Source organism: Variovorax sp. H27-G14 (genome assembly GCF_046156345.1).
Taxonomy (GTDB): Bacteria; Pseudomonadota; Gammaproteobacteria; order Burkholderiales; family Burkholderiaceae_C; genus Variovorax.
In genome coordinates, this window is sequence record NZ_JAYLVN010000013.1 from 55,470 (window position 1) to 76,460 (window position 20,991).

19 protein-coding genes are annotated in these 20,991 nt (G+C 68.1%); 6 read left to right on the top strand and 13 right to left on the bottom strand.

The window, feature by feature from the left end; all coding sequences use genetic code 11:
- Window positions 1-6: 6 nt before the first annotated feature.
- From VLK31_RS25020 to VLK31_RS25035, 4 genes are all read left to right on the top strand, one after another.
- The gene (locus VLK31_RS25020) at window positions 7-1,020 is read left to right on the top strand and encodes a TRAP transporter substrate-binding protein (protein ID WP_409171167.1); all 1,014 of its coding nucleotides are present in this window, start codon (window positions 7-9) and stop codon (window positions 1,018-1,020) included.
- Window positions 1,017-2,975, top strand: a complete 1,959-nt coding sequence (locus VLK31_RS25025; RefSeq protein ID WP_409171168.1) for a TRAP transporter large permease subunit — start codon at window positions 1,017-1,019, stop codon at window positions 2,973-2,975. The genes VLK31_RS25020 and VLK31_RS25025 overlap by 4 nt, the downstream gene beginning before the upstream one ends.
- A gap of 47 nt (window positions 2,976-3,022) precedes the next feature.
- On the top strand, window positions 3,023-3,874 hold the full coding sequence (locus tag VLK31_RS25030; protein ID WP_409171169.1) for an alpha/beta fold hydrolase: 852 nt from the start codon (window positions 3,023-3,025) through the stop codon (window positions 3,872-3,874).
- Between the two features lie 100 nt (window positions 3,875-3,974).
- Complete coding sequence (locus tag VLK31_RS25035) at window positions 3,975-4,808, top strand: IclR family transcriptional regulator (RefSeq protein ID WP_409171170.1); 834 nt, start codon at window positions 3,975-3,977, stop codon at window positions 4,806-4,808.
- Window positions 4,809-4,827: 19 nt separating this feature from the next.
- Here the strand turns inward: VLK31_RS25035 and VLK31_RS25040 are convergent, their stop codons facing one another.
- The 9 genes from VLK31_RS25040 to VLK31_RS25080 form a co-directional block, all read right to left on the bottom strand.
- Window positions 4,828-5,601, bottom strand: a complete 774-nt coding sequence (locus VLK31_RS25040) for a class II aldolase/adducin family protein (RefSeq protein WP_409171171.1) — start codon at window positions 5,599-5,601, stop codon at window positions 4,828-4,830.
- Complete coding sequence (locus VLK31_RS25045; RefSeq protein ID WP_409171172.1) at window positions 5,598-6,272, bottom strand: FMN-binding negative transcriptional regulator; 675 nt, start codon at window positions 6,270-6,272, stop codon at window positions 5,598-5,600. The genes VLK31_RS25040 and VLK31_RS25045 overlap by 4 nt, the downstream gene beginning before the upstream one ends.
- Window positions 6,273-6,281: 9 nt before the next feature.
- Entirely contained in the window at window positions 6,282-7,274 is a 993-nt protein-coding gene (locus VLK31_RS25050) for an alpha/beta hydrolase fold domain-containing protein (protein WP_409171173.1), read from the bottom strand.
- A 40-nt stretch (window positions 7,275-7,314) separates the two neighbouring features.
- A complete protein-coding gene (locus VLK31_RS25055; RefSeq protein ID WP_409171174.1) occupies window positions 7,315-8,241 on the bottom strand; it encodes a 2-hydroxyacid dehydrogenase in 927 nt (308 codons plus the stop codon).
- Window positions 8,238-9,902 carry a dipeptide ABC transporter ATP-binding protein gene (locus VLK31_RS25060; RefSeq protein WP_409171175.1) on the bottom strand — a complete coding sequence of 555 codons (1,665 nt, stop codon included), beginning with the start codon at window positions 9,900-9,902 and terminating at the stop codon, window positions 8,238-8,240. The genes VLK31_RS25055 and VLK31_RS25060 overlap by 4 nt, the downstream gene beginning before the upstream one ends.
- Window positions 9,902-10,828 carry an ABC transporter permease gene (locus VLK31_RS25065; RefSeq protein WP_409171176.1) on the bottom strand — a complete coding sequence of 309 codons (927 nt, stop codon included), beginning with the start codon at window positions 10,826-10,828 and terminating at the stop codon, window positions 9,902-9,904. The genes VLK31_RS25060 and VLK31_RS25065 overlap by 1 nt, the downstream gene beginning before the upstream one ends.
- 12 nt (window positions 10,829-10,840) lie before the next feature.
- Entirely contained in the window at window positions 10,841-11,782 is a 942-nt protein-coding gene (locus VLK31_RS25070; RefSeq protein ID WP_409171177.1) for an ABC transporter permease, read from the bottom strand.
- Window position 11,783: 1 nt separating this feature from the next.
- The gene (locus VLK31_RS25075; RefSeq protein ID WP_409171178.1) at window positions 11,784-13,367 is read right to left on the bottom strand and encodes an ABC transporter substrate-binding protein; all 1,584 of its coding nucleotides are present in this window, start codon (window positions 13,365-13,367) and stop codon (window positions 11,784-11,786) included.
- Between the two features lie 70 nt (window positions 13,368-13,437).
- Window positions 13,438-14,877: an amidase gene (locus VLK31_RS25080; protein ID WP_409171179.1), complete on the bottom strand. Its 1,440-nt coding sequence runs from the start codon at window positions 14,875-14,877 to the stop codon at window positions 13,438-13,440.
- A gap of 247 nt (window positions 14,878-15,124) precedes the next feature.
- Between VLK31_RS25080 and VLK31_RS25085 the strand changes: the two genes are divergently transcribed.
- The gene (locus VLK31_RS25085; protein WP_409171180.1) at window positions 15,125-16,387 is read left to right on the top strand and encodes a pyridoxal-phosphate-dependent aminotransferase family protein; all 1,263 of its coding nucleotides are present in this window, start codon (window positions 15,125-15,127) and stop codon (window positions 16,385-16,387) included.
- Window positions 16,384-17,571 (top strand): CaiB/BaiF CoA transferase family protein, encoded by a 1,188-nt coding sequence (locus VLK31_RS25090; protein ID WP_409171181.1) that lies wholly within the window; start codon window positions 16,384-16,386, stop codon window positions 17,569-17,571. The genes VLK31_RS25085 and VLK31_RS25090 overlap by 4 nt, the downstream gene beginning before the upstream one ends.
- Here VLK31_RS25090 and VLK31_RS25095 read toward each other — a convergent pair.
- The 4 genes from VLK31_RS25095 to VLK31_RS25110 all read right to left on the bottom strand — a co-directional run bounded on the left by VLK31_RS25095 (window position 17,568) and on the right by VLK31_RS25110 (window position 20,898).
- A complete protein-coding gene (locus tag VLK31_RS25095) occupies window positions 17,568-18,374 on the bottom strand; it encodes a YdcF family protein (protein WP_409171182.1) in 807 nt (268 codons plus the stop codon). The genes VLK31_RS25090 and VLK31_RS25095 overlap by 4 nt on opposite strands.
- Before the next feature lie 69 nt (window positions 18,375-18,443).
- Window positions 18,444-18,980 (bottom strand): peptide-methionine (S)-S-oxide reductase MsrA, encoded by a 537-nt coding sequence (gene msrA, locus VLK31_RS25100; RefSeq protein WP_409171183.1) that lies wholly within the window; start codon window positions 18,978-18,980, stop codon window positions 18,444-18,446.
- On the bottom strand, window positions 18,977-19,426 hold the full coding sequence (gene msrB, locus VLK31_RS25105; protein WP_409171184.1) for a peptide-methionine (R)-S-oxide reductase MsrB: 450 nt from the start codon (window positions 19,424-19,426) through the stop codon (window positions 18,977-18,979). Before msrB ends, msrA begins: the two co-directional genes overlap by 4 nt.
- A gap of 149 nt (window positions 19,427-19,575) precedes the next feature.
- The gene (locus VLK31_RS25110; protein ID WP_409171185.1) at window positions 19,576-20,898 is read right to left on the bottom strand and encodes an aspartate aminotransferase family protein; all 1,323 of its coding nucleotides are present in this window, start codon (window positions 20,896-20,898) and stop codon (window positions 19,576-19,578) included.
- Window positions 20,899-20,991: the final 93 nt, after the last annotated feature.

Sequence of the window (20,991 nt, forward strand, 5' to 3'; positions counted from 1 at the left end):
CAAAGAATGAACATCCAACGCCGCACCGTGCTGCGCACCGCCGTCGCCGCCTCGAGCCTTGCGCTCCCGTTGCGCCACGCCCTCGCGCAGAAGAACGTCTTCAACTACAAGTACGCCAACAACCTGCCCGTGTCGCACCCGATGAACCTGCGGGCCAAGGAGATGGCCGACGCCATTCGCGCAGAGACCAACGGGCAGGTAGACATTCAGATCTTTCCCAACAACCAGCTGGGCTCCGACACCGACGTGCTGAGCCAGTTGCGCTCGGGGGGTGTGGAGTTCTTCACGCTGTCGGGGCTCATTCTGTCGACGCTGGTGCCGTCGGCTTCCATCAGCGGCGTGGGCTTTGCCTTCCCCGACTACGCGAGCGTGTGGAAGGCCATGGACGGCGATCTGGGCAGCCATATTCGCACGCAGATCGCCAAGGCCAACATCGTGGCCATGGAGAAGATCTGGGACAACGGCTTTCGCCAGATCACCTCGTCGAACAAGGCCATTGCAACGCCGGCGGACCTGAAGGGCTTCAAGATCCGCGTGCCGGTGTCGCCGCTGTGGACCTCCATGTTCAAGGCGCTGGACGCCGCGCCCACGTCGATCAACTTTGCCGAGGTGTACTCCGCGCTGCAGACCAAGATTGTCGATGGGCAGGAGAACCCGCTCGCCATCATCTCGACCGCCAAGCTCTACGAGGTGCAGAAGTTCTGCTCCATGAGCAACCACATGTGGGACGGCTTCTGGTTCCTGGCCAACAAGCGCGCGTGGGACAGGCTGCCGCCCGAGCTGCAGACCGTCGTTGCAAAGCACATCAACGCCGCGGCCATGAAGGAGCGCACCGACGTGGCCGAGCTCAACGCCAACCTGCAGAGGGAACTGGCCGCCAAGGGCATGCAGGTCAACCAGCCCGACCCCGCCGCGTTTCGCGACCAGTTGCGCAAGGCCGGCTTCTACGCGGAGTGGAAGGCCAAGTACGGCGATGAAGCCTGGGCCCTGCTGGAGCGCAACACGGGCAAGCTCGCATGAACACGCCGCGCCCGGCGGCGCGGCCGCCAGAGCGCCACGAACGGCCTGCAGGAATCGACGACGAAGACACCACGGCGGGTGGGCACGGGCACGGGCAAGGCCATGGCGACGCGGCCAACGAGGCCAACCCGGCCTCGTTCGTGGCGCGCGCCGAGCGCGTGCTGGGCACGCTGGTCGACACGGCCGCGGGCGCGCTGGTGCTGGCCGACGTGGCGGTGCTGCTGGCCGGCGTGGTCGCGCGGTTCGTGCTGCACAAGCCGCTGATCTGGTCGGACGAGCTCGCGTCGATGATCTTCATCTGGCTCGCGATGCTGGGCGCGGTGGTGGCGCTGCGGCGCGGCGAGCACATGCGCATGACGGCGATGGTGTCCAGGCTGACGGGGCCGCGCCGCCGCTTTGCCGAGGCCGTGTCGCTCTACGCCGCCCTCGCCTTTTTGGCGCTGGTGGCATGGCCTGCGTGGGAGTACGCCAGCGAAGAGCGCTTCATCACCACGCCCGCGCTCGACATTTCCAATGCATGGCGCGCCGCCGCCCTGCCGGTGGGCGTGGCGCTGATGGGCATGTTCGCGGTGCTGCGGCTGTTGCGCGACTTCGACTGGAAGACCTCGACCCAGGCCTTGGCGGTGGTCTTCACGCTCATTGCGGCCTTCACGCTGGGGCGCGCGGTGTTCGAAGACCTGGGCCGGCTCAACCTGCTGGTGTTCTTCGTGGGCGTGGTGCTGGCCTGCGTGCTCAGCGGCATTCCGATCGCGTTCGCGTTCGGCCTGGGCACCCTGGGCTACCTGGCGCTGACCACCGACACCGCCCTGCCCGTGATCGTCGGGCGCATGGACGAAGGCATGTCGCACCTCATCCTGCTGGCGGTGCCGCTGTTCGTGTTCCTGGGCCTGCTGATAGAGATGACGGGCATGGCCAAGGCGATGGTCGCCTTCCTGGCAAGCCTGCTGGGGCATGTGAAGGGCGGGCTTTCGTATGTGCTGGTGGGTGCGATGTACCTGGTGTCGGGCATCTCGGGCTCCAAGGCGGCGGACATGGCCGCCATTGCGCCCGCGCTGTTCCCGGAGATGAAGAAGCGCGGCGCCGCCGAGGGCGAACTCGTGGCGCTGCTGGCCGCCACCGGCGCGCAGACCGAAACCGTGCCGCCGAGCCTGGTGCTCATCACCATCGGCTCCGTCACGGGTGTGTCGATTGCCGCGCTCTTCACCGGCGGCCTGTTACCGGCCGTGGTGCTGGGGCTGATGCTGTGCGTGGTCGTGTGGTTTCGCAACCGGCATGAAGACCTGAGCCAGGTTGCGCGGCCGCCCATGCGCCAGGTGCTCAAGCTGGCCGGCGTGGCGCTGCCGGCGCTGGCGTTGCCCTTTGTGATTCGCGCGGCCGTGGTCGAAGGCGTGGCCACGGCAACCGAGGTGTCGACCATCGGCATCGTCTACGCCGTGGTGGCCGGGCTGTTGGTGTACCGGCAGTTCGACTGGCGAAGGCTGGGGCCGATGCTGGTAGCCACCGCGTCGCTGTCGGGCGCCATTCTGCTGATCATCGGCACGGCCACGGCCATGGCATGGGGGCTGACGCAATCGGGCTTCTCGCGCTGGCTGGCCGAGGTGATGGGCAGCCTGCCCGGCGGCGCGCCGATGTTCCTGGCGGTGTCGCTGGTCGCCTTCGTGGTGCTGGGTTCGGTGCTGGAGGGCATTCCGGCCATCGTGCTGTTCGGGCCGCTGCTGTTTCCGATTGCGCGGCAGCTCGGCATTCATGAGGTGCACTACGCCATGGTCGTGGTGCTGTCCATGGGCCTGGGGCTGTTCGCGCCGCCGCTGGGGGTGGGCTACTACGCGGCGTGCGCCATTGGCAGGGTGTCGCCCGACAAGGGCATCAAGCCGATCGTCGGCTACATGCTGGCCCTGCTGGTGGGCACCGTTGCCGTGGCGGCCATTCCGTGGCTGTCCATCGGGTTCCTTTGAGCTTGGGCCAATTCATTTCATAAAAGGAGACAGACATGGAGACAAACATGGAAGCAACGACAGGCATCGTGCGCAAGACCGTGGCCGTGGATGGCGACATCAGGCTGAGCTACCTGGAGGCGGGCAGCGGCCCGACCCTGGTGCTGATACCGGGCTGGTCGCAAACGGCCGCGCAATACCGCCATCAGCTCGAAGGGCTGGCCGCCACGCACCGCGTGATCGCGGTCGATTTGCGCGGCCATGGCGACGCCGACAAGCCGGGTTACGGCTACCGCATTGCGCGCCTGGCCACCGACCTGCAGAACGCGCTGGTGGCGCTCGACCTGAACCAGGTGACCATCGTCGGCCACTCGATGGGTTGCTCGGTGCTGTGGTGCCACTTCGACCTCTTCGGTGCGGGGCGCATCGGCCGCTATGTTTTCTGCGACCAGGCAACCTGCCTCACCCGCAACCCCGACTGGAGCGAGCAGCAGGTTGCGGACTACGGCCCCATCTTCACGGCCGACAGCGTGAGCGAAACCGCCAACGCGCTGCGCGGCCCGGGCGGCACCGAGGCCACCGTGGGCTTTCTGCGCGCCATGGTCACGCCCGGCATTTCCGCCGACCTGTTCCAGTGGATCGTCGACATGAACATGAAGATGCCGCGCGCCGCGGCGGCCGACCTGCTCTACAACCACTGCCACCAGGACTGGCGCGAGGTGCTGCCGCGCATCGACCGGCCCACGCTGTTCATCGGCGGCAAGGGCAGCCTGGTGCCGCACAGCTGCATGCGGTGGGAGGCCACGCAGGTGTCGGGGGCGCGGGTCGAGATCTTCGACGACGCGGAGGCAGGCTCGCACTTCATGTTCATCGAGAACCCCGCGAAGTTCAATGCGCTGCTGGCGGGGTTTGCCGGGTAGGACCGCAAACAGGCGCGAAGCCTTCGCGGGCTGGGCGGGCCGGAAATTCGACGCGGGGGCATATCGTTAATCGCACTCAAGGCATTGCGATGCGATACCCATGCGCTATCCTCTGGCCTTCGCTCCGCCCTACCGCGCCCCGGCGCATTTCCACCGCATGACCGCTCGCCCCGACACGCTCTACATCCAGTCCCTGGCCAAGGGCATGAAGGTGCTCGAATGCTTCGCCGACCATCCGGCGCCGCTCAGCCTCAACGACATTGCCGAGTACTGCGAAATGGACCGCAGCGCCGCGCAACGCATGGCCTACACGCTGGTGACGCTGGGCTACCTGGAGCGCGGCATCAACGGGCGCGGCTTCGTGCTGGGCAAGAAGATTCTGGAGCGCACCTTCGACTACCTGCGCAGCGTGCCGCTGCTGGAGCGCGCCACGCCGCTCATCGTCGACGTGCAGCGCGAGTCGGGCGAGCGCGTGGAGCTGAGCCTGTTCGATGACCTCACCATCATCTTTGCGCTGCGCCGCCAGACCAAGCGCCAGACCTACACCACCACGTTGATTGGCCGGCGGCTGGCGACCATCCACACGGCCAGCGGCCGTTCGATCATGTCGCACCTGCCCTCGGAAGAAGTCGACGGCATCCTCGCGCGCTCCACGGCCACGCCGCTCACCTCGCGCACCGTGACCGACCCCGCTCAGATCCGCGAAATGATTGCCCAGAGCGCGGCCGACGGCTACGCCATTGCCTCGGAGGAAAGCTTGCTCGGCGAGATCAGCCTGGCCAGCGCGGTGCTCGACAACGACAACCGCCCGATTGCCGCCATCGACATCTCGGGCTCGCTGGCCGACTGGAGCGCGGACGCCTTCGCCAAGCGCTTTGCGCCGATGCTGATGAGCGCCACCAAGGCGCTCAGCGGCAAGGCCGGGTTGTCTTGAACGTTCTTGCGCGCCTGCCTCAGAGCAGGCGCAACGCCGCCGCCCACACGCGGTTGCAATACGCCATGGCCGTGGGCCGCTCGAACTGGCGCGCGGTGCGCTCGCAGACTCCGGCCGACGGGTACACAAGCGCGTCGCCGCCCGATGTCGCCTTGATCTGCGCCTGGCACGCACGCTCCAGAAAGTAGATGTTCACGAAGGCTTCTGGAATGGTGGTGCCCGCGGCCAGCAGGCCGTGGTTGCGCAGCACCATGGCCTTGTGCGGGCCCAGGTCGGCCACCAGCCGCTCGCGCTCCTGCAGGTCGACGGCAATGCCTTCGTAGTCGTGGTAGCCCAGCCGGTTGTAGAAGCGCAGCGCATGCTGCGTTATGGGCAGCAGGCCCTTGGCGCGGCAGGCCACCGCAATGCCGTCGGCCGTGTGCGTGTGGACGACGCAGGCCAGGTCGTGGCGCGCCATGTGCACGGCCGAATGGATGGTGAAGCCGGCCGCGTTCACGCGGTTGGTGGTCTCGGGGTCGCCGGGGTCGACGGGCTTGCCGTCGGTGTCGATCTTCACCAGGTCCTGCGGGCGCATCTCGTGAAAGAGCACGCCGTAGCGGTTGATGAGAAAGTGATTCTCGGGCCCGGGCACGCGCGCGCTGATGTGCGTGTCGATCAGGTCGGTCATCTTGAAATGCGCAATGAGGCGGTACAGCGCGGCAAGGTCCTCGCGCACCTGGGCTTCGGTGGGCTCGGCAAGGGCTGGGGCGGCTGTATCAGTGGCGCCCTGAAGGGGAATGTCGGCAAGGTTCATGAAGTGCTTTCCATCGAGGGGGCTGCCAGGGCCTCGCGCATGTCGTGCTGCGCGCGAAGCAGGCCGGCCATTTGCAGGCTCTGCGCGTCGCCCTGCGCCTGCAGCGCGGCAATGATGCCCAGCCGGTCTTCGACCGTCTTGTCCTGGCTGAGCTTCATTTTTCCGGTAAGCGAGGTGATGGGAATTTCCAGCGTGGCAATGACCCGCAGGCGCGAGCCGGTATGCGACATCGGAATTTTCTCGAAGTCCCAGCTGCCGCCCAGCGGCGTGTCGTAGTGGGCCACGGTGCGTCGCAGCACCTGCATGACCTTGTCTTCGTCCTCGCTCACCGTGGGCTTGCCGCGTGCCTGCACCAGCGTGTAGTTCCACGTAGGAAAGGTCATCTGGTTGCGGTACCAGCTCGGCGAAACGAAGGCGTGCGGGCCCTGGAAGATCACCAGCACCTCTTGGGCCACCAGCAGGTCGGCATACAGCGGGTCGTGGCGCGGCAGGTGCGTGACCAGGGTGCCGAAGGGCGCCGCCTCGCTCACCTGCGCATCGAGCAGAAACGGCAGCAGCGACGACTGAATGCCGCCCTGCCCCTGCGTGACCAGCGTGGCAAAGCTCCAGGCGCGCATGCCGGCGTGCAGCGCGGCAATGTCTTTTTCGGCGTAGGCCGGTTGTACGAACATGGCGCGGCCTCAGTTCGCGGGAGCCGAGCGTTCGCGCAGCCAGCGCGCGGTGTCCTCGAAGGCCTCCACGGCCAGGTCGGAGATGGACACCGCTTCCAGAAAGCTGTGCGCCGCCCCGGCGTAGACCTTCATGCGCACGTCGTTGCCGGCGTCGCGCAGCATCTGCTCGAGCTCGATCATGTCGTCGTGCACCGGGTCGCATTCGGCCACCACCAGCCAGGCCGGCGGCAGGCCGTGCAGCTTGGCGCGCAGGATGTCCACGCGCGGGTCGGTCAGGTCGGCGCCGCTGGCCACGTGCATGGCGCGAAACCACATCATGCTGAGCAGCGACAGGCCGTAGTCCCCGCCGCCGTACTGGATCACCGAGTTGCGGTACAGGTTGCTGCTGACGCTGCCGTAGTTCAGCACGATGCCCTTCAAGATCTGCTCGCCGCTGTCGCGCAGCTCCAGGCTCGCGCCCATCGAGAAGTTGGCGCCGGCCGAGTCGCCGCCCACGAAGAGCTGCGCCGCGTCCACGTCGAGCAGCGCGCCGTTGGCCGCCACCCAGCGCAGCACGTCGGCGCACTCCTGCATGGGACGCGGAAACTTGGCGTCGGGCGCGCGGGTGTAGTGCACGCCAATGACCACGATGCCCGCGCGCTGCGCGTACTCGCGCATCACGCGGTCGTGCGTGTCCAGGCTGCCCAGCACGAAGCCGCCGCCGTGCAGGTACACGAACACGCCGGGCAAGGCGCGCTGCGCCGGGTAGTGGGCGCGCACGCGCACGTCGCCGTGGCGCGTGGGCACGCTGTGCTCCACGCTGCGGGCCATCTCGGGGCCGCCGACGACCCAACGCTTGCGCACAGTCTCGGCAATGTCGCGCGCCTCGGCGATCGACACCGTCTCGCGGCGGCCGAACTTGCCGGCGTCGGCGTCCATGGCGCGCACGAACTGCTCGACCTGCGGGTCGAGCGCGGAGCGGGCGGGAATGGGAACAGAAATGGCGGGGTCTTCGAAACTCATGGGTTCTCCAGCGGAATCAGGGGGACGGATAAAAAAGGGGTCAGTAGCCGCGGTGCATGTCGACCACGTTCAGCAGGGGCTGGCCGGCGTCGAGCCGGCGCACGTTGTCGGCCACCTGTTGCGCCACCACGGCGGACGAGGCCATGGTGGCCATGTGCGGCGTGACGATCACGCCGGGGGCCTGCCACAGCGGATCGTTTTGCGGCAGCGGCTCGCTCGCGAACACGTCGAGCACCGCGCCGCGCAGCTGGCCGCTGTCCAGCGCGGCCAGCAGGTCGGGTGCCACCAGGTGCTCGCCGCGCCCGCAGTTGACGACGGCCGCGCCGCGCGGCAAGGCATCGAAGGTGCGCTGGCCCAGAATGCCGCGCGTGGCGTCGGTCAGCGGCAGCACGCAGACCAGCACGTCGGTGCGGGCCAGAAAATCGTCGAACGCTGCGGGGCCGCTGAACACGGTGAGCCCTTCGATGTCGGGCGCGCTGCGCGACCAGCCGTTCACCGCATAGCCCAGGCCGAGCAGGCTGCGCGCAATGGCACCGCCCAGCTTGCCGAGCCCCATGAGGCCGACGCGGCATTCACCGGCCGGTGTCTGCATCGGCCGTTGCCAGACGCGCTGGCGCTGGTTGGCCAGCGCCACGTCGAACTTGCGGTGAAAGTGCAGCACCGACCACAGCACGTACTGCACCATGCCGTCGGCCAGCTTGGGGTCGACCACGCGGCACACGGGCAGGCCGCGCAGCGCCTGCCCGGCCACCACGTTGTCGACACCGGCCGCAATACTGTGCACCAGCCGCAGACGGGGCATCTGCGCGTACACGCCGGGCGGTGCGTTCCAGCACATGGCCACGTCGGCGTCTTCAAAGGCAGGGTCGGGCCACACCACCACATCGAGCTCCGGCGCGGCGGCCTGCAGCAGCGGCACAAAGTAGTCGAGCCTGGCCGACTGGCTGATCAAGGCGATGCGCGTCATGCCATGGCCTCCTCTGCCAACCGGGACTTTTGCCCCGGAATGGCCGACAGCAGTTCGCGTGTGTAGTCGGCCGAGGGCTGCTCGAACACCTGGCGCGCGGTGCCCAGCTCCACCACCTTGCCGCGCTGCATCACCGCGATGCGGTGGCACAGCCGCGCGGCCACGCGCAGGTCGTGCGTGATGAAGACGATGCTCAGGCCCAGCCGCGCGCGAATCTCTTCCAGCAGGTCGAGAATCTGCGCCTGCACCGACACGTCGAGCGCGGACACGGCCTCGTCTGCAATCAGCACTTCGGGCTCCATCATCAGCGCGCGCGCAATCGACAGGCGCTGGCGCTGGCCGCCAGAGAACTCGTGCGGAAAGCGCTGCAGCGCGCTTGCGTCCAGCTGCACCAGCGCAAGCATGCGCAGCATGCGGGCATCGACCTCGGCGCGTGTTTCACCGTAGTTCATCGGGCCTTCGGCCAGCGCGCTGCCGATCTTCATGCGCGGGTTGAACGAGCGGAACGGGTCCTGAAAGATCATCTGCACGCGCTTGCAGTGGGCACGCCACTGCGAGCGCGAAAGGTGCGTCACGTCGATGCCGTCGAGCAGCACCTGCCCGCCGGTGGGCGCGGCCATGTGCGCCAGGCAGCGGCCCAGCGTGGTCTTGCCCGAGCCCGACTCGCCCACCACGCCCAGCGTTTCGCCGCGCGCGAGCGACAGCGACACGCCGTCCAGCGCATGCACCACGCGCCGGCGCGAGGCAAAGAAGCTCGCGGTTTCGTAGCGCAGGGCAAGGTTCTTCACCTCCAGCACGGTCTGTGCGCCGGTCTCGTGCGCGTCGGCACCAAACTCGCCGCGCGGCACGGCGGCCAGCAGCTTGCGCGTGTACGGTTGCTGCGGGTTGCGCAGCACCTCGTCGACGGTGCCGCTTTCGATGATGCGACCGTGCTGCATCACGATGACGCGGTCGGCAATTTCAGCGACCACGTCGAAGTCGTGCGTGATGAAGAGCACGCCGTTGTCGTGCTTGTCGCGCAGCTCGTTCAACAGGCGCAGCACCTGCGCCTGCGATGTGACGTCCAGCGCGGTGGTGGGCTCGTCGGCAATGATCAGCGCGGGCTTCATGGCCAGCGCCATGGCAATCATCACGCGCTGGCGCTGCCCGCCCGACAGCTGGTGCGGGAAGGCGCTGCGCAGGGTTTCCGGCGCGGGCAGCTTCACGTCGACCAGCAGCGCGAGCACACGCTTGGCGACCTCTGCCGCACCGAGCGAGGCGTCGTGGAACTCGAAGACCTCGGCAATCTGGTCGCCCACGCGCATCAGCGGGTTCAGCGCGGTCATGGGCTCCTGAAAGATCATGGCCATGCGGTCGCCGCGCAGCGCGCGCAACCCGGCGCGCGAGGTGTGCGTGATGTCCCGGCCCTCGAGCAGGATCTGCCCGCGCTCCAGCGTGAGCACGTCCTTGGGCAGCAGGCCCATCACGGCGCCGGCGGTCACCGACTTGCCGGAGCCTGACTCTCCGACGATGCAGACGATTTCCTTGCGCGCCACCGTGAGGCTGATGTCCTGCGCCGCGTAAATGCGATCGCTGGTGCCGGGCAGGCGCACATGCAGGTTGCGCACTTCGAGGATGGGCGCCGCTTTGACAGCGCCGGTGTCGGGTGTGGGGTTTGGCATCAGTTTCTGCCTTTGCGCGCAAGGCGCGGGTCGAGGCGATCGCGCAGGGCGTCGCCGAACATGTTGATGGCCAGGATCAGCAGCGCCAGAAACGTGCCGGGGAAAAGAATGATCCACGGCGCGCGCTGAAAGTACGGCCGGCCCTCCGCAATAATGCTGCCCAGGCTGGGCACCTCGGGCGGAAAGCCCAGGCCCAGAAAGCCCAGCACCGCCTCGGTGAGGATGGCCGCGGCGCACACGAAGGTGGCCTGCACCACCAGCGGGTTGATGGTGCTCGGCAAGATGTGCCAGGTGAGCACGCGCAACGTGGACGAGCCCATGCCGAACGAGGCCTCGACATACGGCTCCTCGCGCACCGACAGCACCACGCTGCGCACCAGGCGCGCGATGCGCGGCACCTCGGGGATGGCGATGGCCAGCACCATGGTCGATATTTGCGCGCCGCCCAGCGCCACCATCGCAATGGCCAGCAGCAGGCCCGGAATGGCCATGACGCCGTCCATCAGCCGCATGATGACCGCGTCGGCGCGGCGAAAGTAACCCGCGACGATACCGAACAGCAGGCCCACCACCACCGAGCTCACGCTGACCAGCAAGGCCAGCGAGATCGACAGCCGACCGCCGTACAGGATGCGCGAGAACAGGTCGCGCCCGAGCGAATCGGTGCCCAGCCAGTGCGCGGCCGACGCGCCCTGCAGCCGCTCGCGCGGCGCAATGGCCGCCGGGTCTTGCGAGGCGAGCAGCGGCGCGAACACCGACACCGCAATGAGCAGCAGCAGCAAGAGCAGCGACACCAGCATGACGCGGTCGTGCAGCAGCACGCGGGCCGCGGCGCGCAGCCGGGACGGCGCGGGCGTTGGCGGAGACGAAGAAGAAGGAGAAGAAGGAGAAGAAGGAGGAGGAGGGGTGGTCACAGCGGCTGGCATGGTCGTTCCGTGTCAGTAGCGGATGCGGGGGTCGAGCAGCACATAGATCAGGTCGATGGCAAGGTTCACGAACACATAGATGAAGGCGAAGAACAGGATCGTTCCCTGCACCACCGGGTAGTCGCGCGCCAGCACGGCGTCCACGATGAGGCTGCCGACACCGGGAATGTTGAAGATGGTTTCGGTCACCACCACGCCGCTGATGAGCGTGGTGACGGCCACGCCGACCACGGTGACGATGGGCGCGGCCGCGTTGCGCAGCGCATGGCGAAACAGCACATAGCGCTCGGGTGCGCCCTTGGCGCGCGCGGTGCGCACGAAGTCTTCGCCCAGCACGTCGAGCATGCTGGCGCGCGTGATGCGCGTGATGAGCGCGACGAACACGGTGGCCAGCGTGAGGCTCGGCAGCACCAGCCGGTACAGGAAGCCGCCCACGCCGTTGGCCAGCGGCGCATAGCCCTGCACCGGAAACCAGTTCAGCGTGACCGAGAACACCAAAATCAGCACGTAGCCCACCACGAAGGCGGGCACCGAGAAGGCGAGCACGGTCAGGGCCATGGTGACGCGGTCGAACGCGCGGCGGTGCCACCACGCGGACAGCACGCCCAGCGGAATGGCCAGCAGCACGGTGAGCAGCAGCGAGCTGACCGCCAACGCGGCCGTGGGGCCGATGCGCGAGCCGATCAGCGCGGACACCGGCTGCTTCGACACGATGGACGTGCCCAGGTCGCCCTTGGCCAGGGCGCCCATGGCCAGTGCGTACTGCGTGGGCAGCGGCTGGTCGAGGCCGAGGTTGGCGCGAATCTGCGCAATGGTGTCCTCGCTGGCCATGTCGCCGGCAATGACCCGTGCCGGGTCGCCGGGCGCCATGCGCAACAGCAGGAACACCACCGTGGCCACGATCAGCACCACCGGCACGGCGGCGAGCAGGCGTTTGAAGACGAGGCTCAGCACGTCACTTGCTCGACCAGAACAGGGGCAGCTGTGCGTCGACCAGCTTGCCCATCTTGGCGTCGAAGGCCTTGTACTCGATGACCTCGCCCAGCGGCACGTAGAACACCTGCTCGTAGGCGCGCTTCTGAATGGCTTGCGCAATCTGCGCGCGCTTGGCGGCCTCGGGCTCGCTGGCGAACTGGTCGCGCAGGCCTTCCATGGTGTCGTCCTTGGTCCAGCCCGGGTAGCCGACCTCGCCGCGGCCGTCCAGGTTGGGGTTGACCACCGGGTTGATCAGGTCGAGCACCACGATGCTCGACTGGAAGATGCTCCAGCCGCCCTTGTCCACCGGGTCTTTCTTGGTGCGGCGTGCCAGCAGCGTGGTGAAGTCCATGGCCTGCATGTCGACGTTCATGCCAATGCTGCGCAACGCCTGCGCGGTGATGGGCGCAATGTTGACCAGGCTGCGCACGTCGGTCGAGTGCAGCACCACCACCTTCTCGCCCTTGTAGCCGCTGTCCTTGAGCATCTGCCGGGCCTTGGCCAGGTCGGGCTTGTGGATCTGCGTGGCGCCTTCTTCGGACTTGTAGGGCGAGGAGCAGGTGAGCACCGCGCCGCACACGCGGTAGCGCTTGGGGTCGCCGATGGAGGCGTCCAGGTAGTCGAGCTGGTAGAGCGCGGCCATGGCGGCGCGGCGCACCTTCACGTTGTCGAACGGCGGCTGCATCCAGTTCATGCGCAGCGTGTACATGTTGGTTTCGCGGCTCTTGGGCGCGGTGCTCACGCCCTTGGCGCCGTCGAGCTGCGAGAGCAGGTCGGGCGCGACGTTTTCGATGAAGTCGATCTCGCCGTTGCGCATCGCGTTCACGGCCGTCTGGCCGTCGGCGATGTTGACCACTTCGAGCCGGTCGATGTTCACCACCTTGCCGCCGGCAAAGTTGCTGGCCGGCTCGCTGCGCGGCACGTAGTCGGCAAATTTCACATAGGTGGCCTTCACGCCCGGCTGAAAGTCGGTCTGCACGAACTTGTAGGGGCCGGAGCCGACCATCTCGGTGATGGCCTCGTTGGGCGAGGTGGCGGCCAGCCGCTTGGGCATGATGAAAGGCACCGGCGAGCCGGGCTTGGCGAGCGAGTCGAGCACCAGGCCGTAGGGCTTCTTCAGCTGCAGCGTGAAGGTGTTGGCGTCGACCGCGGCCAGCTTCTCGGTGACGGCCATCAGGCGCGTTCCCAGGGCGTCGCGCGCGGCCCAGCGCTGCAGCGACGCGACCACGTCGTCAGAGGTAACGGGCGCGCCGTCATGAAACTTCAGGCCGGGGCGCAACGTGAAGGTGTAGGTGAGCTTGTCGGGCGACAGCTTGAAGGCGCTGACCATCTGCGGCTGCGGCTTGCCTTCGCTGTCGAGCGAGAACAGCGTGTCGAACACCAGGTAGCCGTGGTTGCGCGTGATGTAGGCGTTGGTGAAGATGGGGTCGAGCACGCGCAGCGGCGCATGCATGACGACCTTGACGGTGACGTCGTCCTTGGCCTCTTTGGCGAAGGCAGGCGCGGCGGGCAAGGCCATGGCCGCGCACAGGGCAACGGCGGCGAGGAGCAGGTTCTTCTTCATGCGGATCCTTGAATGAACGGAGAGCTTGGAGGGCTGGAAAAGGGAGCTTGAAAGGGAGTAGTCGAAGGAGTCAGCCCGGTGCCGGGCGAACGTGCGCCCAGGGCGCGGCGCGTTCGAGCTGCGCCGACAGCGCCAGCACCTGGTCTTCCCGGCCGAAGTGGCCGATGAGCTGCGTGCCGATGGGCACGCCCTGCGCGGTGCGGTTCATCGGCAGCGTTGCCGCGGGCTGGCCCGAGGCGTTGATCACCGCCAGGAAGGTGGCGTAGCGCGACACCTTGGCGCGAAAGTTCCAGAAGCCGCCGGTGAGCGCGAGCTCGCCGAGCTTCACCGGCAATTGTGTGAGCGTGGTGCTGATGACGATGTCGCATCCGCTCATCGCGGCCTCGAAGGCGCGGCCGATGGCATGGAAGCGCTGGATGGCTTCCACGTACTGCGTGGCGGCCAGGCCCTTGCCGACCGCGTAGCCGTCTTCGATGACTTCTTCGATGTCGCCGGCCGCAAGCGCACGGCCCCGCAGCTTCACGCGCGTGTCGACCGCCATGGCAATGTTCGCGGCCAGCACGGTGCCGTGCGCGCGCACGAAGGCTTGGTAGTCGATGTCGGGCAGCGGCACTTCGACGATCTCGTGACCCATGTCGCGGCACAGCGCCGCGGTGCGGTCCACCGCGGCCAGGCATTCGGGCGCAATGGCGATGTCGTTCCACGCATGGCGCCACACGCCGATGCGCAGCGGCCGCTCGTTCCCGGTGGCGATCAGCGCGAGGTAGCTGCCGGCCTTGGGCGGCGATGCGTAGGGCGCGCCCGTTTCGTAGCCGCTGATGGCGTCCATGGCCGCGGCCGTGTCGCGCACGGTGCGCGTGAGCACGCCGTCGACCGCCATGCCGCCCCAGCCTTCACCGCGAAAGGGCCCCATCGGCACACGGCCGCGCGAGGGCTTCAGGCCGTACACGCCGCAGCAGGCGGCGGGCAGGCGAATGGACCCGCCGCCGTCGCTGCCATGCGCCACCGGCACGATGCCCGCCGCAATGGCCGCCGCCGCGCCGCCGCTGGAGCCGCCCACCGAGCGGGTGCGGTCCCAGGGGTTGAGGGTGGCGCCGCCGTTGCGCACCGCCTCGGTCGACGGGCCCATGCACAGCTCGGACACGGTGGAGCGCGCAAAGGCGATCAGGCCGGCCTGCTCGAAGCGCCCTGTGAGCGTGGCGTCCACCGTGTAGCTGGTGTCGTCGAGCAGCCGCGAACCGATGCTCGACGGAAAGCGCGTGGACGCGAGCCCCGAGTCCTTCAGCAGAAAGGGAATGCCGCCGAACACGCCGCGCGGCTGCCAGTCGCGCGCCAGCGCCAGCGATTCGTCGAAGCGCTCGTAGGTCAGCGCGTTCAGGTCGGCATGGCGGCGCGCGGCCTCGATGGCGCTTTGCATCAGCGCCTGGGAACTGACTTCGCGCTCGGCCAGCATCTGGGCCATGGCCAGCCCGTCGAGGGCGTCGTAATCGGTGGGCGCGAGCGCACTCATGCGCGGACCTCGTTCGTTAAGTATTGCATTGCGATCTTTGAATATTGCATCTAGATATATTCCCATGTTTGCCGGTTGTCGGCAACGTGAACCTCATGGGTACAAACCCCGCCTTCGAATGGCCTCGAACTGGTGCACCATTGCCGTAAAGTATTTTTTAGCAATACATATAAATTGCTATACGATTTATTAAGCAAGCTTCGTGCACACATCGACGTGAAGCGCTTTCCTTTTCAGGACGACTGCCTTGACCTCACCCGCATCTCTTTCATCCCGCATTCCCGGCACCCTTTTTCTTCACGCGCCCGGCCCCACGCGGCTGCCGCCCCAGGTGGTGAACGCCATGGGCACGCAGCCGCTGGAGCTCGGCGACCCGGCGCTCGACACCCTCATTGCCGCCTGCGAAAGCGGCCTGCGGCGCGTGTTCGGCACTGCGCAGTCCGACGTGTTCATGTATGCGGCGAACGGCCACGGTGCATGGGAAGCGGCCATCAGCAACCTCGCGGCACCGGGGCAGTGCGTGGTGGTGGCGGGCAGCGGCACCTTTTCGGAAGCCTGGGCGTTGCATGCCGAAGGCATGGGCGTGCGCGTGCAGCGCACCGCCTGCGAAGAAGGGCACGCGGCCGACGCGGGCGCGGTGGCGCAACTGCTGCGCGCCGAGAGCGCGCGAGAAATCGTCGCGGTGTTCGTTGTGCACACCGACACCGGCAGCGGCGTGACCAGCAACCTGCAGGCCTTTCGCGATGCGATCGATGCCGCCGCGCACCCCGCGCTGCTGGTGGCAGACGTGGTGGCATCGCTGGGCGCCGCGCCCTTCGACATGGACGCGCTGCGCGTGGACGTGGCCATTGGCGCGTCGCAAAAGGCGCTGATGGTGCCGCCGGGCCTGAGCTTCGTGGCCGTGAACGAGAAGGCACTGAACGTCGCGCGCAACAACCCGACGCCGCGCGTCTACTGGGACTGGCTGCGCCGCAAGAGCGAGCTGAGCTACCGCAAGTTCTGCGGCACGCCGCCGCAGAACCTGCTGATGGGGCTGCACGCCGCGCTGGGCCTGGTGTTCGAGGAAGGGCTGGCGCAGGTCATTGCGCGCCACCGCCTGCTGGCCGATGCGGTGCAGGCGGCGGTACAGGGCTGGAGCGAGCGCGGCGACGTGGGCTTTCATGTGCGCGAGCCGAAGTCGCGCTCTGTGTCGGTCACCACCATCGCGGTGCGCGAGGGCATCGACCCCGAGGCGCTGCGCACGCTGGCGCGCGAGCGCTTTCAGGTCGGCATTGCGGGCGGGCTGGGCAGCCTTGCGGGGCGGATCTTTCGCATCGGCCACCTGGGCGACCTGAACGCGCCGATGGTGCTGGGCTGCCTGGCCGGGGTGGAAGCGGCCATGCATGCGAGCGGCATTGCCTACGGGCCGGGCGTGGCGCACGCGGTGCGGGTGCTGGCGGGTCCGCTTGAAGCAACCCGCGGTGAAGCGGCCCTTGTCGAAGCGGCCCTTGTCGAAACGCCCGCGCCATGAGCGGCCCGCTGCACGGCGTGCGCGTGATCGACCTCACCTCGGTCGCGATGGGCCCCTACGCCACGCAGATCATGGGCGACATGGGCGCCGACGTGATCAAGATCGAATCGAAAGACGGCGACGTGTTTCGCCACGTGGCGCCGGCCCGGCACGCCGGCATGGGCGCGCCATTCTTGAACCTCAACCGCAACAAGCGCAGCGTGGTGCTCGACCTGAAGTCGGCGCCCGACGCGCAGCGGCTGCGCGACCTGGTGCGCCATGCCGACGTGTTCGTGTCCAACGTGCGGCCCAAATCGATGGCCCGCCTGGGCTTGGACGACGCCACGCTGCGCGCGCTGAACCCGCGGCTGGTGTATTGCGCGGCGGTCGGCTTCTCGGAAAAGGGGCGCTACGCGGGGCGCCCGGCGTTCGACGACATCATCCAGGCCATGAGCGGGCTTGCCGCCGTGCAGGCCAACCCGCAGACGGGGCACCCGGCCTACGTGAACACCATCGTCGCGGACAAGACAGCCGGCCTTACCGCGGCCTATGCGGTGGCCATGGCGCTGTACGAGCGCGAGCGCTCCGGGCTGGGGCAGGCCATCGAGGTACCGATGTTCGAGACGCTGGCCGCCTTCACCATGGTGGAGCACCTGGCGGGCCACACCTTCACGCCACCCGAAGGGCCGATGGGCTACGAGCGCCTGCTGTCGAGCGCGCGCCGCCCCTACGCGACGCAGGACGGCTTCATCGCGCTGCTGCCCTACACCACGGCGCAATGGCAGCGCTTCTTCCGCCTCGCAGGCCGGCCCGAGGTGGCCGAAGACCCGCGCTACATGGAACCCGCGCAGCGCAGCCGCAACATCCATGCGCTGTACGGCATGCTCGCCGACCTGGTGGCGCAGCGCAGCACCGCGCAATGGCTGACCCTGCTGGCCGACGCGGACATTCCGCATTCGCGGGTGCTGTCGATGGAGGGCGTGATGGCCGATGCGCACCTGCGCGAGAGCGGCCTGGTGCAGTCGCACGCGCACCCGAGCGAAGGCGCGCTGCAGATGCTGGGCATACCGACCGGCTTCTCGCGCACGCCGGGCAGCATTCGCGCGAGCGCGCCGGCGCTGGGGCAGCACAGCCTGGACGACATTGCGGAGGAATGGCGACGCGAGTCGCCGCGCGGCGCGCTTGGGGCAGCCCCTCCAGGCTAGACCTCCCGCAAGACCCAGCTGCTCAGCAGCGCGAAGTACTCCCGCAGCCAGATGTTGTAGCGCAGGTAGAGCGGCGTGTCCGCACCGATGGCCGTGGCCGCCGTGTACCCGGCGCGCCTGGCGATCAAGCCGGTTCGCAGCGTATGAAAGTCGCTCGTCACGATGTGCACGGGCGCGTCGGCGGCCACGCCCGCGGCCGCCAGCAGCGGGCGGCTGAAGACCAGGTTCTCTTCGGTGCTGGTGCTGCGCTCTTCCTTCACGATGCGCCCGGCCGGCAGCCCGCGTTGCTGCAGGTACTCGGCCATCACCTCGCCTTCGCTGCGCGCCCTGAAGCTGATGCCGCCGCTCACCAGCACCACGGCCTGCGGGTGGCGCATGGCATCGCGCAGGGCAAGCTCCAGCCGCGCAACGAGCGTGGGCGACGCCGTGGAGCCGGGCGACCCCGAACCGAGCACCACGATGGCCGCGGGCGGTGCGGCCGGAACATCTGCCAGCTTCTTGGTGGCCAGCACGGCCCAGAACGCAGCCAGGGTCACCAGCCAGCACAGCACCGCCCGCCAGAACCAGCGCCACAGCATCGCGCGCCGGGCGGTGGCGCCGACCCAGCGCGCCGTCTGCCGCCAGCGAAGGCCCAGGGCGCAGAGCCCGAGCCCCAGACCCAAGGGCAGCACCACGCCCAGGTTGAAGTAGCCAAGCGCGATCAGCACCAGGCCGTCCGCAGCAAGCACGAGGCCGATGGCCAAGGCCGCCGCGCGTTTCACGCGGTTCGCGCGGCCGGCGCGTTCATTCACAAGAAGATTCATGGGGGCGGACTCTAAAGTCCGCCGCCGGGCACCATGTGAAGTGCGAATGAAGTCCGGCTTGCTTCTTTCTTACTGCGCAGCGCCCGCGCCCGCGTCCGCACCCGCATCCGCACGAACGGGCAGCGTCCACTCGGGCCGCAGGAAGTGGCAGGTGTAGCCGTTCGGAATGCGTTCCAGGTAGTCCTGGTGCTCCGGCTCGGCCTGCCAGAACGGGCCGGCCGCGGCCAGCTCGGTGCTCACCTTGCCGGGCCACAGGCCAGAGGCGTTCACGTCGGCAATGGTGTCCAGCGCCACGCGCTTCTGCTCGTCGCTGGTGTAGTAAATGGCCGAGCGGTAGCTCAGCCCCCTGTCGTTGCCCTGGCGGTTGAGCGTGCTCGGGTCGTGAATCTGGAAGAAGATTTCGAGCAGCTTGCGGTAGCTGATGGTCGCCGGGTCGAACACGATCTCGATGGCCTCGGCATGGGTGCCGTGGTGGCGGTAGGTGGCGTTGGGGACGTCGCCGCCCGAGTAGCCCACGCGCGTTGAAACGACGCCGTCGTACTTGCGAATGAGGTCCTGCATGCCCCAGAAGCAGCCGCCGGCCAGGATTGCGGTTTCTTGACTCACTTGATGTCCTCCACTTGGTCGATGTAAGCGCCATAGCCTTCAGCGGCCATGTCGTCGCGATGAATGAAACGCAGCGATGCGGAATTGATGCAATAGCGCAGCCCGCCCCGGTCCGCCGGACCGTCGGGGAACACGTGGCCCAGGTGGCTGTCGCCGTGGGTGGAGCGTACCTCCGTGCGCACCACGCCGAGCGAGGCGTCGCGCAGCTCGCTCACGTGCGCGGGCTCGATGGGCTTGGTGAAGCTGGGCCAGCCGCAGCCCGACTCGTACTTGTCGGCCGAGGCGAACAAGGGCTCGCCCGAGACGATGTCGACATAGATGCCGGGCGCATCGTTCTCCAGGTACTGGCCGCTGCCGGGGCGCTCGGTGGCGTTTTGTTGGGTCACGCGAAACTGCTCGGGTGACAGTGCGGCAATGGCTTCGGGCGTCTTGCGGTAGTCGGGCATGCGTTTGTCTCCAGTGATTCCCAGGGGAAATGGTCGGGGGCCAAGGGCGGATGGCCGCCATGGCGGCGCGAACCGACCAATTGGGGATCTTCGAGAAAAAGGCAAGCCCGCGGTGGCCTGGCGGTCTTTGCCGCCGCGGCCTCCTTGGCTCAGGCGGCCGGGGCCGCGCGCACCGCGGTGCCGATCGCCTGGTCCAGCAGCTCCAGCCCCAGGTCGATCTCGCTGTCGCTGATCGTCAGCGGCGGCGCAATGCGAAAGACGCCGCCCATGGCCGGCAGCTTCACGATGTTCATGCTCAGCCCCAGCTTCATGCACTCGCGCGTGATCGCCTCGCCCAGCGCGGAGGCCGGTTCGCGCGTCTCGCGATCGGTGACCAGCTCCAGCCCCAGCAGCAGGCCCCGCCCGCGCACGTCGCCGATGCATGCGTGGCGCGACTGCAGGCGGTGCAGGCCCTGCGCCAGGCGCTCGCCGGCCACGCGTGCGCGCTCGACCAGCCCGTCGCGCTCCACCACCTCCAGCACCTTGAGGCCGACCGCGGCGGGCAGCGGGTCGGACACGTGCGTGGTGTAGAACAAAAACCCCCGCGCATGCGCCTCGTCCTCGATGGCCGCCGTGGTGACCATCGCCGCCAGCGGCAGGCCCGCGCCCAGCGTCTTGGACAGCGTGAGCATGTCGGGCGCCACGCCGTCGCGCTCGCACGCGAACATGAGCCCGGTGCGCCCGACGCCGGTCTGCGCCTCGTCGACGATCAGCAGCATGCCGCGCTCGCTGCACTTCTTCTTCAGCGCGGCCATGTAGCCCGGCGGCAGCTCCAGAATGCCGCCGCTGCTGAGAATGGGCTCGGCAATGAACGCGGCCAGCGCGCCGGTCGATTGCCGGTCGACCTGCTCGAAGCCGTCGTCGAGCTCGCGGCGCCAGTCGAGCTGGCCGTCGGGCGTGGTGAAGCGCGGCCGGTAGGCATTGGGCGCGGGAATGGCCATGGAGCCGGCCGCCACCGGGCCGTAGCCCTTGCGGCCCGCGCTGTAGGTTGCGGCGGCTGCGCTGCCGGTCATGCCGTGCCACGACTGCGTGAAGGCCACCACCTCGTGCCCGCCCGTCACCAGCTTGGCCATGCGCAGCGCCGCCTCGTTCGACTCCGCGCCGGTGCTCAGCAGCAGGCAGCGCTCCAGCCCGGGCGGTGCGTGCCGCGCAATCTGCTCGGCCAGCGCCACCACCGGGCGTGACAGCATGCCGCTGAAGAGGTGGTCCAGCGTGCGCACATGCGTCGACACAACCTCCACGATGTCGGGGTGCGCGTGGCCCAGCAAGGCGCTCATCTGGCCCGAGGTGAAGTCCAGAATGGCGCGGCCGTCGGCGTCGTACACAAAGCTGCCCTGCGCGCGCTCGATGATCAGCGGCTCGAAGCTGCCGCCATAGCGCACCATGTGGCGCTGAACACGCTGCCAGAACTGGGGGTCGTCGTTCCTGCTCATTGCGATGCTTCCTGATCAAAATGACGCACGTTACGCAGCATGGTTCGCTTGGAGAAGCGAATTGTTTTGAACTCAGGTATCAGGAGAATTCAT

Excerpts from the sequence above, each read along its gene's own strand:
- VLK31_RS25020 (WP_409171167.1), top strand. The coding sequence starts at position 7 with ATGAACATCCAACGCCGCACCGTGCTGCGCACCGCCGTCGCCGCCTCG.
- VLK31_RS25025 (WP_409171168.1), top strand. The coding sequence starts at position 1,017 with ATGAACACGCCGCGCCCGGCGGCGCGGCCGCCAGAGCGCCACGAACGG.
- VLK31_RS25030 (WP_409171169.1), top strand. The coding sequence starts at position 3,023 with ATGGAAGCAACGACAGGCATCGTGCGCAAGACCGTGGCCGTGGATGGC.
- VLK31_RS25035 (WP_409171170.1), top strand. The coding sequence starts at position 3,975 with ATGCGCTATCCTCTGGCCTTCGCTCCGCCCTACCGCGCCCCGGCGCAT.
- VLK31_RS25040 (WP_409171171.1), bottom strand. The coding sequence starts at position 5,601 with ATGAACCTTGCCGACATTCCCCTTCAGGGCGCCACTGATACAGCCGCC.
- VLK31_RS25045 (WP_409171172.1), bottom strand. The coding sequence starts at position 6,272 with ATGTTCGTACAACCGGCCTACGCCGAAAAAGACATTGCCGCGCTGCAC.
- VLK31_RS25050 (WP_409171173.1), bottom strand. The coding sequence starts at position 7,274 with ATGAGTTTCGAAGACCCCGCCATTTCTGTTCCCATTCCCGCCCGCTCC.
- VLK31_RS25055 (WP_409171174.1), bottom strand. The coding sequence starts at position 8,241 with ATGACGCGCATCGCCTTGATCAGCCAGTCGGCCAGGCTCGACTACTTT.
- VLK31_RS25060 (WP_409171175.1), bottom strand. The coding sequence starts at position 9,902 with ATGCCAAACCCCACACCCGACACCGGCGCTGTCAAAGCGGCGCCCATC.
- VLK31_RS25065 (WP_409171176.1), bottom strand. The coding sequence starts at position 10,828 with ATGCCAGCCGCTGTGACCACCCCTCCTCCTCCTTCTTCTCCTTCTTCT.
- VLK31_RS25075 (WP_409171178.1), bottom strand. The coding sequence starts at position 13,367 with ATGAAGAAGAACCTGCTCCTCGCCGCCGTTGCCCTGTGCGCGGCCATG.
- VLK31_RS25080 (WP_409171179.1), bottom strand. The coding sequence starts at position 14,877 with ATGAGTGCGCTCGCGCCCACCGATTACGACGCCCTCGACGGGCTGGCC.
- VLK31_RS25090 (WP_409171181.1), top strand. The coding sequence starts at position 16,384 with ATGAGCGGCCCGCTGCACGGCGTGCGCGTGATCGACCTCACCTCGGTC.
- VLK31_RS25095 (WP_409171182.1), bottom strand. The coding sequence starts at position 18,374 with ATGAATCTTCTTGTGAATGAACGCGCCGGCCGCGCGAACCGCGTGAAA.
- msrB (WP_409171184.1), bottom strand. The coding sequence starts at position 19,426 with ATGCCCGACTACCGCAAGACGCCCGAAGCCATTGCCGCACTGTCACCC.
- VLK31_RS25110 (WP_409171185.1), bottom strand. The coding sequence starts at position 20,898 with ATGAGCAGGAACGACGACCCCCAGTTCTGGCAGCGTGTTCAGCGCCAC.